Raw genomic sequence first — 13,863 nt, 5'->3', positions numbered from 1 at the left:
GGACGACTGACGGGGAATCAAGGGTTGATGGCGCTGAAAGGCAGCGGTCGCATAGGCGAGACACCGGTGTCGGAACGACATCGATCGCGGCTAAAGCCGCTCCTACACCAGTGATTTTTGATTTTCCGGGCTGCCCGTGTGCCGATCGTCAGGATAGGGGCGTTGATCGCTCCCGGACTACGGCGTGTTTCGCATCAGCCGTTTATGACCGTTCTCGCCAGCTGATTCGAGGGGCCGGCAATTTCCGCGTCGCTTAGATAGCAGCCGGGGTCCTCGGCCCAGAAATCGCCGGTCAATTGCTGGGCGCGGACGCGGGTGTTGCCATTGCAGATGGTTTGATAGTGGCAAGAACCGCAACGGCCTTGCAAGGGCCGGGGCGAGGCTTTCAATCCGGCCATCAGCGGATCGGAGACATCCGGCCAGATTTCCGAAAATAACCGCTTGCGAACATTTCCCAGACCGTAATGCCACCAAAAGGTATCCGGATGGACGTTGCCTAAGTTGTCGATATTGGCGACGTTGACGCCGGACGCGTTGCCACCCCATTGTTGCAATTTAGCCTGGATATGCTCCGTTCGCGCCGGAAAGCGGCGTTTGACCCAATGCAGAAAATACACCGCATCAGCATCGTTATTGCCGGTGACCACTTCGCGGTGCAGGCCTTGCGCCTCCCAGCTCAGCGACTTTTCGAACAACACCTCCATCACTTGGCGGGTCAATCGAAACTCGGCGTCGTCCTTGCGGTTTTTATTGCCGCGCCCGCCGTAATTCAGATGCGACAGGTAAAACTTGTCAATGTCCTCGTCATCCATTAATTGCAGCAGAGCTTCGAAATCGTGGGCATTGTCCTGGGTTAACGTAAACCGAATGCCGGCCTTGATCCCATACTCGCGGCACAGGCGAATGCCGGCCAGCGAAGCGTCGAACGAGCCTTGCTTCCGGCGAAATTTATCATGGGCCTCGCGCATGCCGTCCAGACTGACGCCGATATATTGGTAGCCGATCGCGGCGATCCGGGCGATGTTTGACTGGTCAATCAAAGTCCCGTTACTGGACAGAGCCACGTAAAAGCCCATGTCGCGGGCGCGCCGCGAGATCGCGAAAATATCCGGATGCAGCAAGGGTTCGCCGCCGGACAGAATCAACACCGGTACCTTGAAGGCCTTTAAGTCGTCCATCACCGCGTAAATTTCCGGCGTGGCCAGTTCGCCGGGGAAATCAATGTCGGCCGATGTGGTGTAGCAGTGCTTGCAGGTCAGATTGCAGCGGCGGATCAGATTCCAGATCACCACCGGTCCGGACGGCTTGCGCGCCGGCGTTAACGGCGTCGGCTCCAGCACTTCACGCATGAATTGGCTCAGTCTGAACATGGTTTAGCCGCCAATCCGCAAGCCGGTCTTTTTCAAAATTTTGGTGCTGTACAACACCTCGTGGGCGCGGGCATGTTCGCCCAGGCGTTCGGCGATCATCGCCACCTGCCGCGCGGCATCCCGCTCGGTTTTACCGTGCACCATCGCAAACAAATTGTAGGGCCAATCCGGCAAATGCCGGGGACGCCGGTAGCAATGGCTGACAAATGGCAGCTTCGCCACCTGTTGTCCAAGCGCGTCGACAAGATGATCCTCGACGTCCCACACCGTCATGCCGTTATAGCGATAACCCAGCTTGTAGTGATTAGGCACCGCCGCGATACGCCGAATCACGCCGGTCTGTTGCATCTCGGCCAGGCACAACATCACGGTGCGCGCGGACACTCCCAATTGTTCGGCAACGGCTTGATAGGGCTCGGCCACCAAGGGCAAGCCGGATTGGGTAGCCTGGATGATTTGGCGATCGAGGGGATCGAGCGGGCTGAGACGGGGCACGGTCATTTGCGGATCAGATAACCGATCAAGCCACCGGTGGCCGCTGAAAGAATCGACATCGTCCATTTCTTTTCCTCGGCACTGGCTGAAGCGGACAGCAACGTGGAGTAACACAAGGTAGCAATCGTGATCACAAAGCCCAGCGCCACCACGAACAGGGCCAAATCCTTGAACAATCTTACCCACCGCTCGCCGTCGGTTTCTTCCCGGTTTACCGAAACGCTGAAGGTATGGTTGGGCGGCGGCTGGTTAAGATCGATATGGTTCATAAACCAATGATTTCGGTTTCCAATTTTTGGGTAGTCGGCTCGACCAAGCCCAGCTTCAGCCCACGCCGGCGACCATCCTGCGCGGCCAAGTACAAGGTCATGGCCTTGCGCATGATCTCGCTTTTGTTGGTCTCATTTTCCTGGGCCACGCGATCGAGCTCGCGGTTGAGATCGTCCGACAACACGACATTAAAACGCACGGACATGGCAGACTCCTATTTAATAAATGATGTGTATTTTATACACTCATTCCACACACCGAACAACGTTACCCATGACTCGGATATTCGTATTTCGAGACTCGGCCACGCTAAGCCTCCAACTGCAAACCCACGAAATATTCGTTGATCTTCGGCATGTTGTAGACGACAAGGCCGGTGCGGCGCTCGATTTCGGCGATCACGTCCGCCACTTGCTCGGGTTGTTCGGTGGCCAGCACGAACCACATGTTCAAGACATGGTTGCGGGCGTAATTGTGGGCGACTTCCGGGAAGGCGTTAACGATGTCGGCGACTTCGTCGAAACGCGCTTCCGGCACTTTCAGCGCCGCCAAGCTTAACGCGCCACCCATTTGCTCGGCGTGATACATCGGTCCGAACCGCGATAACACGCCGTCGGCCAACAAGGCTTGCAAACGGCTCAGTAAATCCGCTTCCGCGATGCCCAATTCGTCCGCGATCCGCCGGTACGGCGCCGCGCAAATCGGAAAACCTTGCTGCAAACGGTTGACGATGGCTTTGTCGGTGGCGTCCATGTTCAAGCCAATTGCAGGTCGAAGTTCAACGTGGCCGCGGCCGCTTCGGCTCGGCCCTCGCCAGCCAAAACCGGGCTTTGCCGATGAGCGGCGTGGCGGGCGTACAAGGCTCCGCGCTGCTTGAAGCAACGCCGGCTAAACAGCACCTCGAAGGAGTACTCGTCCAAGCCGCAGGCATCGCGCAACGCCGCCCACTGCGCCAACACCACGTCGCGGCTCTTGCCGTGAATCATGCAATACAGGTTATACGGCCAGACCTCGCCTTGCCGCGGCCGTTGATAGCAAAGATTGACGCAGGCCTGCCGGCTGACCAAGCCGCCAATCTCGGCGACCCGCTGGTCGGGCACGTTCATCACGATCATTGCATTGGCGCGATAGCCCAACTGCCGGTGTTTGACGACGACGCCCCAGCGCTTGATCAGACCCTGCTGTTTCAGCCTGGCCAAGCGGCTGAGCACTTCGTTTTCGCTCAAGCCCAAGCGCTCGGCAATCAACGCATACGGCCGGGCGGCAATCGGCAGGCCCGCCTGCACGGCGGCAATCAAACGGTAATCGACGGCATCAATCATGCAAATTCAACTCGAAGCCCAGGTTGATGAAGTAATCGGCCAGCATCGGCAGTACCATGGCCGGATAGCCGGCTTGCGCTTCGATAGCGGCAATCACCGCGTTAAGATGGTTTTCGTCATCGGCGATCAGCACAAACCACAGATTGAAGCGATTCTCGCGCTCGTAGTTGTGATTGACCTCCGGATACGCACTGACCAATGCGGCGACGCGGGCCAGATCGGCGCCCGGAACAGCCATCGCCACCAACGCACTGCTGCCGATACTGTTTGGTGCGATCACCGGGCCGATACGGCTGATCATTTGCTGCCCGGCCAACTGTTCGAAGGCCTGCAACACCTCGTCCTCTCTGACGCCAAGCTGCGCGGCGATGTCGCGATAGGGTGTCGGGCTCAACGGAAAATCCTGTTGGTAATCGTTGAGCAGACGTTGCTGCAAGGGGGTCAACATGCGCTACCAGCCTATCCGATTCGCGCGGTCCGAGAAGAAAATGCCGCTGGGCTTTTGCGCCGGCAGACGGGCGGTTTCGGCGAAGGTTTCGGTGTCGTAAACCATCACCCGGTCGTCATCGCGCACCGCCAGCCACACCGCTTCGCCGCGCGGGCTGAATTCCATGTGCAACACCCCCTTGCCCGGTTGCAGGGTTTTGACGATATTGAAATCCTTGACGTCGATGACTTGCACGGTCTGATTATCCGGAAAGGCAAAATTCACCCAAATCTGCCGGCCGTCGGGCCGGCCGCTGACGAACACCGGCTGGCCGGCCACCGGAATCCGCTTGACCAATTCCCAGTCCTTTTTATCAATAACCAAGACTTCATGCGCACCGATTGCCGGCACGAACAACCAATCGCCAGCCATGGTCCAGCCTTCCAGATGCGGCATTTTATAAACCGGCAATTGCTCGTCGTCCTTGCCGTAATCTTCGAGGATATGCTCGACGCCATTTTCCGGCTGCCACAAGTCCAGCAAGGCCAAACCTTTTTCGCCGAACAGGCCGGCGGCGTAGAAACGGCCGTCCGGGCTCAACAAGGCGTCGTAAGGCGCTTTGCCGATGTCTTTGAATTTTTTGACTATCGGTTGACGCGGATTCTTGGCGTCGATCAGCCAAATTTCATTCGCTTCGAACAAACTGCAGACGAAACGTTGTCCGGGCGCATCGACCAAGCCGACCACCTTGGACAACTTACCGTCGTCGCCGTAGACGGCCGAAATATCGGCCAGCGGCTCCAGCGTATCGGCATCGAATAATTTCACGCCGCCCGGCGTGTAATTGGATGCGGCGATGACCTTACCGTCCTGCGAAATCGCGCCGCCTATGCTGTTGCCGGCTTGCACGATGCGCTTGGCTATCTGGTCTTGCAGCAAATCCAGCTTGGTCAATCCGCCGTCGCGACCGAACACGTAGGCGTAACGCTGGTCGCGCGAAAACACCACCGAAGCATGCGACAAGTCGCCCAGGCCTTCGATGCGACTCAGCATCGCCGGCTTGCTGGTGTTGACGATTTGCACCGTACCGGCCTCGCGCTCGATGACTACACCGAGATCGCCGGTGGCGCGCAAATCGGCGCTAGCGGACAGGGTGTAAAAAGCGAAAGCGCCAGTCAAAGCAATGAGTCGTTTCATGAAAAACCGTAAAAATTATTCGGCAAATACTTCCTGCAAATCGACCATACAATCCGGAAACATATGCGGTGAAGCGGTATCCTCGCCGGCAAACATCGCCAACAACCGGTATTGATCCTGCTCCTCGTCGAGCACGAATTGATGCACCGCTTGCTCGAACGGGTAAACGATCCAGTATTCCTTGACGCCGCTTTCCCGGTACAGCTCGAATTTGGTCTGGATTTCCTTCTTGGAATTACCCTTAGACAAAATCTCGATGATCCAGTCCGGCGCTCCCAGACAACCGCGCGGGTCGAGTTTTTCGACATCGCGAATCACACACAAGTCGGGTTGAACAACGGTATAAATATCCTGGTTGGCGGCTACCGATTTACGGCGGTCGTATAGACGCACGTCGAACGGGGCGGCAAATGCCCGGCAAGGTTTCTTCCGAAAATACTCGAAAAGCAAACCATTCAACTGCCAGGAAACTCGTTGATGATCCAGACTCGGCGCCGGACTCATCAGGCTGATCTTGCCTTTAATCAGCTCTATGGTTTCGTTCAGGCTCCAGCTCAGGTAATCGGCATAGGAATAATGACCGTTCGGGTCCAGTTGCGAGAGTTCGGTAATCGTGGTCATGGCTGTTCCTCTGAAATCGAAAAGCAAGGTCCGATTGTAAATGGCGAGGTCTTATTGATAAACCCTGCCGCCATGCTTCAACCATCCAGCTGCGTGCCGCCCACCCGGATCGCGATGGGTCCAGTGCAAGGTGCCGCCTTTATCGCTCCACTCGTATTCGCCGGCAAAAGCCAGCTTGTCGCCAACCTTGAGGCCTTCGATTTTCGGCGCCAGGTCAATGTTATGCGCCACCAACAGGGTTTGTCCGGACTCCAGGCGAATGATGAAACGCTGATGACGGCTACCTCGATTGTCGTCGGCCAGCAGCTTGATCACCGTGCCTTCGCCTTCGATTTGCAGGTCGCTACGCTGCTGGCGGTAAGCCTGTTCGATTTGCGCGTTGTCCGCCCAAGCCAAGGGCTGGACGGCGAGAAATAGCGCGCAGCCCAGAACCAGCGCATTGCGTGTCATGGCAGCCAACCTTGCCTCAATCGCGCGATCAACCAACGGCTTTCATTGATGCTCAAAAACGGCTGCCAAGGCGGCATCGCCGTGCCGGCTCGACCTTTCTGGATCGCGTCCAGCAATAGATCGTCGCTCTTGTCGGCCAATGCTTCCGGCATCAACGACGGCCCCAAGCCGCCTTTCGGCGGCAGGCCGTGGCAGGAACCGCAATCATGCTTGAGCATGTTCAGCAATTCCTGCTGGCGAGCCGGGCCGGGTTGGTCCGCCTGCGCGGCAACGCCGACGCTCCAAGCCAGACAGCAAGCCGCCGCGCGCGCGATCAAGGCTTGACGCTACCGTAATACGCGGCGATGTCGTTGATCTCGCTATCGGTCAACGAGCCGGCAATCGCGTTCATGATGTCCGATTTCCGGGTTTTATCGCGGTATTGCTTGATCGCGGTTTTCAAATACTCGGGATCGCGGCCGCCCAGCGGCGGAAACGGCGCGTCGGCGCTCGGCATCCGAATGCCGTGGCATTGCGCGCAAACCGCGCCGGCCTTGTTTTGGCCGACGTACAAACTGGTGGCCTGTCCGGGACCGGCCGCGATTAAGCCACCGAGCAGGATCAAGGAAATTTTCGCTCTCATTTGCCTTGCTCCATTTCGTCGGGCGACAAACCGCGAGTCATGTATTTGACCCGGCCTCTGGAGAAAATGCCGGCCGGGCTTTCCATCGGAATGCTGGCGACTTTTTGCAGGCTGTTGGAGTCGTAAACCACCACTTCGTCGCCGTTATAGCCGGCGCTGATGTAGAGGAATTTGCCGTCGGCGCTGTATTCCGGGAAGTAGGCGTGACCGCCGACATCCAGGGTTTTAACGACTTCCAACGATTTTTTGTCGATCAACTGCACGGTGCGGGCGCGTCTGTCCTTACTGATGATGTCCACCGCGACATAAGGCGCGTTGGCGTGAGCCGCCGGCGATTCGGTGCCGCCGGAAACCGGTACTTGCTTCACGACTTCCATTTTGTCCAAGTCCCAAACGCTGACCACCATCTTGTCGCAATCGCCGAAGTTGGTGCCGAAGCCCAAGGTACGGCCATCGACCTTGACCGCCGAGCCGCCGCCGACGTGCGGCACGCAACCGGCTTCGAGTTTTTTAATCAATTTGCGTTCTTCCAAATCGATCGCGGCGACGATGCTGTCGTCATAGGAAGCGACCATCAACTTCTTGCCGCCGTGGGTCAGGAAGGCGTCATGCAAGTGGCGGCCGACATTTTCGATCCGGGTCACCGGGAAACCTTCTTTCTTGTAATCGACCACCCAAACCTGGCCGGCGTTTTCCAGTGCGATCGCGAAGATGTCGGCATAGGGAGTGCCGATGATCATCCCGGAGTCGGAAGATACGTGTTTGCCGTCGGGATCGGTGCCTTCCAGTTCGAAGGTTTTCAGCGGTTCTAGCGTGTCGGCGTCCAGGATCACGGCGTTATGCGGCACGAAGGAGCCGGCCATGATGTATTTGCCGTCGCGCGAGACGCCCATGCCGGGCCCGTTCCAACCGGTTTTGATGCTGCGCACCGCCTTCATTGAATACAGATCGACCTTGAAAATCTCGGCGGTATCGGTTTTCACGTAAGCCCAACGCGGATTGGCCGGGTTGAAGTCGATAATGTGGGCGGCGGTGCCGGTCGGCACTTCGCCGACTTTTTGATGGGTCGCACTATTGATGAAAATGGCTTTGGAGCCTTCGCCGCGGCCGTATTTACCGCGCGCCGCGACGCCGATCAGATTTTCGAATTTATCGTCGATTTGAAAGGTCGGCTTGGCCGGCAACGTGGATTCGTCCTTGACGTAGACTCTCAGCGACTTCTTCATGTCGTCCATGGTCCAGGCCGGATTCGCTTGCTTCGGCGTGGCTTGCAAATATTTGATGACGCCGCGAATTTCGTCGTCACTGAGTTTGCCGTAGAACGGCGGCATCAAGGTATCGAAACTGCCGGCCATCACGATGGTGCGCAATGCGGTCGGACTGCGGCCCTTCAGCGTGGTGGCGTTGATCGCCGGAGCCAAATAGCCGCCCAAATCCGAGCCGTGGCAGCTGGCGCAGTTATCTTGAAAAATCTGGTGCATGTCGTCCGATTTTGCGTTCGCCAAACCGGATGACAACAGTGTCGCGACGGCGCCCGCCAATAGGGATAGGTTCAGTTGTCTTTTTCTAGTTGTTTTCATTGAAATTCCTGGTCATCCGCTGGTGAAAAAAAGAGTCAACGCGCGGCATTAAACCATAAAAGGTCAGGCCGGACAGCCTTGGGACCCGCATGGTAAAATAAGCGCTTGTTGACTCCAGGCCGAATGTTATACATTAATGTTTCGATTCGCTATCAATTTAACGCTCGATGCACGCTCTTGTCAACCTTCCGCATCCAAACCGAAAGCAACGTATGCAACAGACTGATATTTATGAACTTATCGAGTGCATGACCACGCTGATCCGTTCCGAGGAACGGAAGAAATGCACGGAGTTGGGCTTGCAACCGGTCCATTTTCAAGTTTTAAACTACCTGTCTCGCTGCAACAAATACAGCGACACCCCCGCGGCGGTCGCCAATTATCTGGGAATGACACGCGGCACCGTATCGCAATCGCTGATTATCCTCGAGAAGAAAGGCTATATCGGCAAGACTCAAGACACCCGCGACAAGCGGGTCGTGCATCTGCAATTGCTGGCCGACGGCGCGGACGTGCTGAAACAAGCCAGACCCTCCGACTTGTTTCAAAGCGCCACCCAAATCCTGATCGCCAGCGACGCCCCGCCGTCCGACGCCAACGTATTTCAGCAAGCGCTGACCGCGCTGCAGAAAGCCAACCAGTCGCAATCGTTCGGCGTCTGTAAAACCTGCCGCAATTTCAGCGAGAAAGACGGCGACTATTTCTGCCTGCTGACCCAGGAAAAACTCAGTAGCGCCGATAGCGAACAAATCTGCCAGGAACATGCGCCGCGCTAACCTTGGTGGCCGCAAACGGCGTTCCGCATGACTCCGGCGGTCCGCATCGCGCTGACGCCGGGCGAACCGGCCGGCATCGGTCCAGATTTGTGCGCGCAGCTCGCGCAGTCCGCCCATCCCTGCCAATTGGTAGCCGTCGCCGATCCCGAACTGTTACGGCAACGCGCCGATAAACTTGGACTGCCGCTGACGATAGACCTGTTCGACCACTCAGCGGCTATCGAGCCCAGCCAACCCGGCCACCTCATGGTCCTGCCGGTCGCGATGAAAGCCCCGGCCGACTGCGGCCGACTCGATCGGGCCAACAGCGCTTACGTGCTGGAAACGATACGATTGGCAACGCTGGGCTGCCTGGACGGCCGGTTCGCGGCAATGGTCACCGCGCCGGTGCATAAGGGCATCATCAACGATGCCGGCATCGCGTTTAGCGGCCATACCGAATTCATCGCCGACCTAACCGGCGGCACCCCGGTGATGATGTTGGCGACCCCCGGATTGCGCGTGGCGCTGGCCACCACACATTTGCCGCTAGCGCAGGTCAGCGCGGCAATCACGCCGTCAAGCTTGACCGAGGTTATCCGCTTGCTGGACCGCGACTTGCGCCAACGTTTCGGTATCGCCCAACCTAAAATTCTGGTCTGCGGCCTGAATCCGCATGCCGGGGAAGGCGGTCATCTGGGTCGAGAAGAGATCGAGACCATCGAACCGACCCTCGCCTCGCTACGCGCCGCCGGTTTGAACCTGATCGGCCCGCTGCCGGCCGACACGCTGTTCACCCCCAAATACCTGGACGATGCCGACGCGGTGTTGGCGATGTACCACGATCAAGGCCTGCCGGTGCTGAAATTCAAAGGCTTTGGTCAGGCCGTCAACATTACGCTGGGATTGCCCATCGTCCGGACCTCGGTCGATCACGGCACCGCGCTGGAACTGGCCGGCACCGGGCTGGCCAATCTTGGCAGCCTACAATTCGCGTTGCAGACCGCTCTACAAATGACAGCTAACAAGCAGCCGGTCTAAGTCTGCGTCTAGGGGGCTTTTTCACAAAGTTCCGGCAAATTTGCTTCCTAAAAAGAAATAAGCCATGTCAAGTTTCACCCATTGTTAATTAATTGCTCAAGCCCTATTGTGTCAGCGTGTTAGATTTTTAGGAGATCGACATGAGTAATTTACAACGCGACATTTTGACGGGCTTGATTTTCGTCACCGGTCTCGTCGGCTTTTTCTCCGGCGAATACATTATTTCCTCGGCGCTGTTCGCGGCCAGCACCTACGCCAGCAATCTCGGCGGGGACGATAGAAAAAACCACTCTAAGTAAACGCGACCGTGGTTCGGGCTTCGTGGCGAATGGACCAAAGCGGCATCAACCCGGCACGTTAGCATCGGCACTGGAGTGCGATTAAGACGGCGGCGACTAGCGTTCCGTTCCCTTGGAACGGCAAACGCGGCTGGCATGGACTGTCGATCGGAACGGCGATGCACTAAAATGCCGGCGCGGGTAGGTGCCCGCGCAGTCTTTAATTCGAAATGACCGACAGTAAACTCTATCTGAACGTGCCTTACGCGCAAAAGGATGCCGCCAAGGCGCTGGGCGCGCGCTGGGATGCCGCCGCCAAAAAATGGTACGTCCCGGCCGGCAAGGATCTCGCCGCCTTCGCGCAGTGGACCAGCGCCGAGCTCGGCGACTCCCCAGCCAAACCGGCTAAATCATCGCCGCCCAAGTCTTCGAGCGGCAACGCTACCGTCACGCTGCCGACAATAGCCGATTTCGTTCCCTACGACGGCGACGAACCGCCCTGGAATCCATGACCGAACTGGCCGCCCTGTGGGCGGGCATTCCGATTCAACACGGCTGGGCTTATGTGGCGGGCGGGATCGGCGTGCTCGTGGAATGGCGGGCCTATTTCGCCCAAAACGGCTTGAAGTTCCGACGCTGGTCCGCCGCCGGAGCGCTGTTGTGGGCCTTGCAGTACGTTTTGCTGGCCGCCTGGACCGCCGCGCTGACCATGGCGTGTACCGCGTTGCGGACAGCACTGTCCGCCAAATGGGACCAAGCGCCGCATAAGCACTGGGCGGCAATCGGCTTCGTCGCATTATTCATCGGGTTGACCGCAATGTCCTGGCAAGGCGAAGTCTCGTTGCTGCCGGCGTTCGCCGTCGTCAACACCACGCTGGCCTTGTTTTATCTGGACAACCGGCGCATGCGCATCGGACTTTTGGCATCCAGTCTAGCCTGGATCGGCAACGACTGGTATTGGCAAGCCTGGCCGGCGCTAATCGCGGAAAGCGTGGCGATGTTGATCAACCTACGCACCCTGAGCCGGCTACCGGTACATCGTTGATCGCGAAAAGGGCTATTTCTACCTTGTCAGATTCTCGGTAGTGCCCGTCATTTCGGCAGGGATTGCCGAAATCCAGACTCCACGGACGGATCGAAGCTTGCCATCCATGGCACTGGATGCCCGCTTCCCGGCGGGCATGACGGCGTTGCTCAAATCTGACAAAGTAGAACTATCGCCTGAAACGCAAAAAACCCCAGCCGCGGCTTTCGCCAACGGCTGGGGTTTCGATTGGCGCCGCGGAACAAGCCGCGCCGGCCGAACTTAGGCGTAAGTCGGTTGAAACGCCTGCTCCGGATTGGCGACCGGGCAATTGTTGACGCTGTCCCAATACGGCGACAGTTTCCGCAAAGTTGCGACAATGTTAGGCATTACCTTCAACACTTCTTCCACGTCGCTCATCGTGTTGTAGCGCGAGAACGAAAAGCGGATCGTGCCGTGAGCGGCGGTGTAAGGAATGTCCATCGCCCGCATCACGTGAGAAGGCTCCAGCGAGCCCGAAGTACAGGCCGAACCGCTCGAAGCCGCGATGCCCGCCTTGTTCAGCAACATCAAAATCGCCTCGCCCTCGATGTATTCGAACGCGATGTCGGTGGTGTTCGGCAAACGGTTTTCCAGGTCGCCGGTCGCGAAACAATGCGGAACCGCCTCGACGATGCCTTTTTCCAAGCGGTCGCGCATCGCCTTGACCTGAACGTTTTCGAACTCCATGTGCTGCATCGCCAACTCGCAAGCCACGCCGAGACCGACAATCGATGCGGTGTTCTCGGTACCGGCCCGCCGACCGCGCTCCTGATGACCGCCGCGCAACAACGGACGGAAACGGGTGCCCCGGCGCAAATACAACACGCCGATACCTTTAGGCGCATGCAGCTTGTGGCCGGACAGGCTGAGCATGTCGATTTTGGTGTCCTGCAACATCATCGGAATCTTGCCGACCGCCTGCACCGCGTCGGTGTGAAACATCACACCGGCCGCGTTAGCCATTTCGGCCATTTTTTCGACCGGGAAAATCGTGCCGGTTTCGTTGTTGGCCCACATCACCGATACGATCGCGACTTGGTCTGACAACAGCTTTTGATAGGCATCCAGATTCAAGCGGCCGCATTTGTCCACCGGCAAGCGGTGTACCGTGTAGCCTTCTTTTTCCAGATTTTCGACCAGATTCAGGATCGCCGGATGCTCGACCGTCGTGGTAATGATTTCCTTGCGGTTTGGCTGGCACTTGATCGCCGACAGAATCGCGGTGGAATCCGACTCGGTACCGCACGAGGTAAAGATAATCTCGGAATCGTGCTCGGCGCCCAACAGTTCCTGAACCTGGCTACGGGCTTTTTTAATGCCCCGCGCCACGCCGTCGGCGAAGCGGTGAATCGACGACGGGTTACCGAACTGTTCGGTGAAATACGGGATCATCGCATCGACGACCACGCTATCCACCTTGGTGGTTGCGTTGTTATCCAGATAAATATCAGGCATGACCCGCCTCCTGGATGCTCACCAGTTTAGGCATTTGCGAAGCCGGCACGACTTTAATGAATTCGCCCATGACTTCCATCAGCCTTTGCTGAATACCGGCGATGGTCATCGCCGACATTTGGCAACCGTTGCAAGCGCCGGTCATGTTGACGTAAGCGGTTTTGTCGACCACTTCCACCAACTCGACGTCGCCGCCGTCGGCCATCAATTGCGGACGGAAGGACATGATCACTTCCTCGATTTTCTTGATGCGTTGCAAATTGGTCATAGGACCTTTTTCGGCGACCACCGGTGCCGGTTTAGCGATTGGCGCGGCGTTCGGATCGAAGGTCTCGCCGCGTTCCTTCAGGACTTTTTCCAGAATCGCTTCGATGTCTTCGTGGCAAGCCGCGCAACCGCCGCCGGCTTTGGTGTAGTTGGTCACGTCTTCAACAGTACGCAGCTTGTTGGCCCACACCATCTCTTCGATCATCACGGCATCGATAGCAAAGCATTTGCAGACCAGCGCGCCTTCTTCGTGATCGTCTTTCCACTCTTCGCCGCGATAGTTGGCGACCGCCGCTTGCAGGGCTTCACGACCCATCACCGAGCAGTGCATTTTTTCCGGCGGCAGGCCGTCCAGCTCGGCGGCGATATCTTGGTTGGTCACTTTCAACGCTTCGTCCAGCGTCAAACCCTTGATGATTTCGGTCAACACCGAAGAAGAGGCAATCGCCGAACCGCAACCGAAGGTTTGGAAACCAGCATCTTCGATGACCTCGGTATCTTCATTGACTTTCAAGGTCAAACGCAACGCGTCGCCGCAACTGATCGAACCGACTTCGCCAATCGCGTTGGCATCGGCAACCGCGCCGGCGTTTTTCGGGTTGAAAAAATGATCTTTAACTTTATCTGAATAATCCCACATGACTTTA

Annotated in this window: 20 protein-coding genes; 5 read left to right on the top strand and 15 right to left on the bottom strand. The window is 57.5% G+C overall.

The window, feature by feature from the left end; genetic code table 11:
* Nucleotides 1–194 precede the first annotated feature (194 nt).
* The 13 genes from nirJ to A1355_RS20450 all read right to left on the bottom strand — a co-directional run bounded on the left by nirJ (nt 195) and on the right by A1355_RS20450 (nt 8,354).
* The gene (gene nirJ / locus A1355_RS20510; RefSeq protein ID WP_064031147.1) at nt 195–1,370 is read right to left on the bottom strand and encodes a heme d1 biosynthesis radical SAM protein NirJ; all 1,176 of its coding nucleotides are present in this window, start codon (nt 1,368–1,370) and stop codon (nt 195–197) included.
* A 3-nt stretch (nt 1,371–1,373) separates the two neighbouring features.
* On the bottom strand, nt 1,374–1,871 hold the full coding sequence (locus A1355_RS20505; protein WP_064031146.1) for an AsnC family transcriptional regulator: 498 nt from the start codon (nt 1,869–1,871) through the stop codon (nt 1,374–1,376).
* Entirely contained in the window at nt 1,868–2,134 is a 267-nt protein-coding gene (locus tag A1355_RS20500) for a hypothetical protein (protein WP_064031145.1), read from the bottom strand. The genes A1355_RS20505 and A1355_RS20500 overlap by 4 nt, the downstream gene beginning before the upstream one ends.
* Nucleotides 2,131–2,340, bottom strand: coding sequence for a ribbon-helix-helix protein, CopG family (locus tag A1355_RS20495; protein ID WP_064031144.1), 210 nt, complete (start codon nt 2,338–2,340; stop codon nt 2,131–2,133). The genes A1355_RS20500 and A1355_RS20495 overlap by 4 nt, the downstream gene beginning before the upstream one ends.
* A gap of 104 nt (nt 2,341–2,444) precedes the next feature.
* Nucleotides 2,445–2,888: an Lrp/AsnC family transcriptional regulator gene (locus A1355_RS20490; protein ID WP_064031143.1), complete on the bottom strand. Its 444-nt coding sequence runs from the start codon at nt 2,886–2,888 to the stop codon at nt 2,445–2,447.
* 2 nt (nt 2,889–2,890) lie between these two features.
* A complete protein-coding gene (locus A1355_RS20485; protein WP_064031142.1) occupies nt 2,891–3,457 on the bottom strand; it encodes an AsnC family transcriptional regulator in 567 nt (188 codons plus the stop codon).
* Nucleotides 3,450–3,905, bottom strand: a complete 456-nt coding sequence (locus A1355_RS20480) for an Lrp/AsnC family transcriptional regulator (protein ID WP_064031141.1) — start codon at nt 3,903–3,905, stop codon at nt 3,450–3,452. The genes A1355_RS20485 and A1355_RS20480 overlap by 8 nt, the downstream gene beginning before the upstream one ends.
* A 3-nt stretch (nt 3,906–3,908) precedes the next feature.
* Nucleotides 3,909–5,081, bottom strand: coding sequence for a cytochrome D1 domain-containing protein (locus A1355_RS20475; RefSeq protein ID WP_064031140.1), 1,173 nt, complete (start codon nt 5,079–5,081; stop codon nt 3,909–3,911).
* Between the two features lie 15 nt (nt 5,082–5,096).
* A complete protein-coding gene (locus tag A1355_RS20470; protein ID WP_064031139.1) occupies nt 5,097–5,702 on the bottom strand; it encodes a Uma2 family endonuclease in 606 nt (201 codons plus the stop codon).
* Nucleotides 5,703–5,753: 51 nt separating this feature from the next.
* The gene (locus A1355_RS20465; RefSeq protein WP_064031138.1) at nt 5,754–6,152 is read right to left on the bottom strand and encodes a DUF3465 domain-containing protein; all 399 of its coding nucleotides are present in this window, start codon (nt 6,150–6,152) and stop codon (nt 5,754–5,756) included.
* Nucleotides 6,149–6,469 carry a c-type cytochrome gene (locus A1355_RS20460; RefSeq protein WP_231883741.1) on the bottom strand — a complete coding sequence of 107 codons (321 nt, stop codon included), beginning with the start codon at nt 6,467–6,469 and terminating at the stop codon, nt 6,149–6,151. Before A1355_RS20460 ends, A1355_RS20465 begins: the two co-directional genes overlap by 4 nt.
* Entirely contained in the window at nt 6,466–6,774 is a 309-nt protein-coding gene (locus A1355_RS20455) for a c-type cytochrome (RefSeq protein WP_064031137.1), read from the bottom strand. The genes A1355_RS20460 and A1355_RS20455 overlap by 4 nt, the downstream gene beginning before the upstream one ends.
* Nucleotides 6,771–8,354: a cytochrome D1 domain-containing protein gene (locus A1355_RS20450; protein ID WP_064031136.1), complete on the bottom strand. Its 1,584-nt coding sequence runs from the start codon at nt 8,352–8,354 to the stop codon at nt 6,771–6,773. The genes A1355_RS20455 and A1355_RS20450 overlap by 4 nt, the downstream gene beginning before the upstream one ends.
* A gap of 212 nt (nt 8,355–8,566) precedes the next feature.
* Here A1355_RS20450 and A1355_RS20445 point away from each other — a divergent pair, with 212 nt between their 5' ends.
* From A1355_RS20445 to A1355_RS20430, 5 genes are all read left to right on the top strand, one after another.
* Nucleotides 8,567–9,130, top strand: a complete 564-nt coding sequence (locus tag A1355_RS20445) for a MarR family winged helix-turn-helix transcriptional regulator (protein WP_064031135.1) — start codon at nt 8,567–8,569, stop codon at nt 9,128–9,130.
* Nucleotides 9,131–9,157: 27 nt separating this feature from the next.
* Nucleotides 9,158–10,150 carry a 4-hydroxythreonine-4-phosphate dehydrogenase PdxA gene (gene pdxA / locus A1355_RS20440; protein WP_064031134.1) on the top strand — a complete coding sequence of 331 codons (993 nt, stop codon included), beginning with the start codon at nt 9,158–9,160 and terminating at the stop codon, nt 10,148–10,150.
* Nucleotides 10,151–10,290: 140 nt separating this feature from the next.
* Nucleotides 10,291–10,449 (top strand): hypothetical protein, encoded by a 159-nt coding sequence (locus A1355_RS25845; RefSeq protein WP_168033175.1) that lies wholly within the window; start codon nt 10,291–10,293, stop codon nt 10,447–10,449.
* Between the two features lie 209 nt (nt 10,450–10,658).
* Nucleotides 10,659–10,940 (top strand): DUF5710 domain-containing protein, encoded by a 282-nt coding sequence (locus A1355_RS20435; RefSeq protein WP_064031133.1) that lies wholly within the window; start codon nt 10,659–10,661, stop codon nt 10,938–10,940.
* The gene (locus tag A1355_RS20430) at nt 10,937–11,473 is read left to right on the top strand and encodes a YgjV family protein (protein WP_064031132.1); all 537 of its coding nucleotides are present in this window, start codon (nt 10,937–10,939) and stop codon (nt 11,471–11,473) included. Before A1355_RS20435 ends, A1355_RS20430 begins: the two co-directional genes overlap by 4 nt.
* Nucleotides 11,474–11,734: 261 nt before the next feature.
* Here the strand turns inward: A1355_RS20430 and nifS are convergent, their stop codons facing one another.
* Nucleotides 11,735–12,949 carry a cysteine desulfurase NifS gene (gene nifS / locus A1355_RS20425; RefSeq protein WP_064031131.1) on the bottom strand — a complete coding sequence of 405 codons (1,215 nt, stop codon included), beginning with the start codon at nt 12,947–12,949 and terminating at the stop codon, nt 11,735–11,737.
* Entirely contained in the window at nt 12,942–13,856 is a 915-nt protein-coding gene (gene nifU, locus A1355_RS20420) for a Fe-S cluster assembly protein NifU (RefSeq protein ID WP_064031130.1), read from the bottom strand. Before nifU ends, nifS begins: the two co-directional genes overlap by 8 nt.
* Nucleotides 13,857–13,863 lie beyond the last annotated feature (7 nt).

This window comes from Methylomonas koyamae (assembly GCF_001644025.1).
Classification (GTDB): domain Bacteria; phylum Pseudomonadota; class Gammaproteobacteria; order Methylococcales; family Methylomonadaceae; genus Methylomonas; species Methylomonas koyamae_A.
Note: the sequence above shows the minus strand (reverse complement) of the source record. Positions and strands in the feature narration are given on the sequence as shown.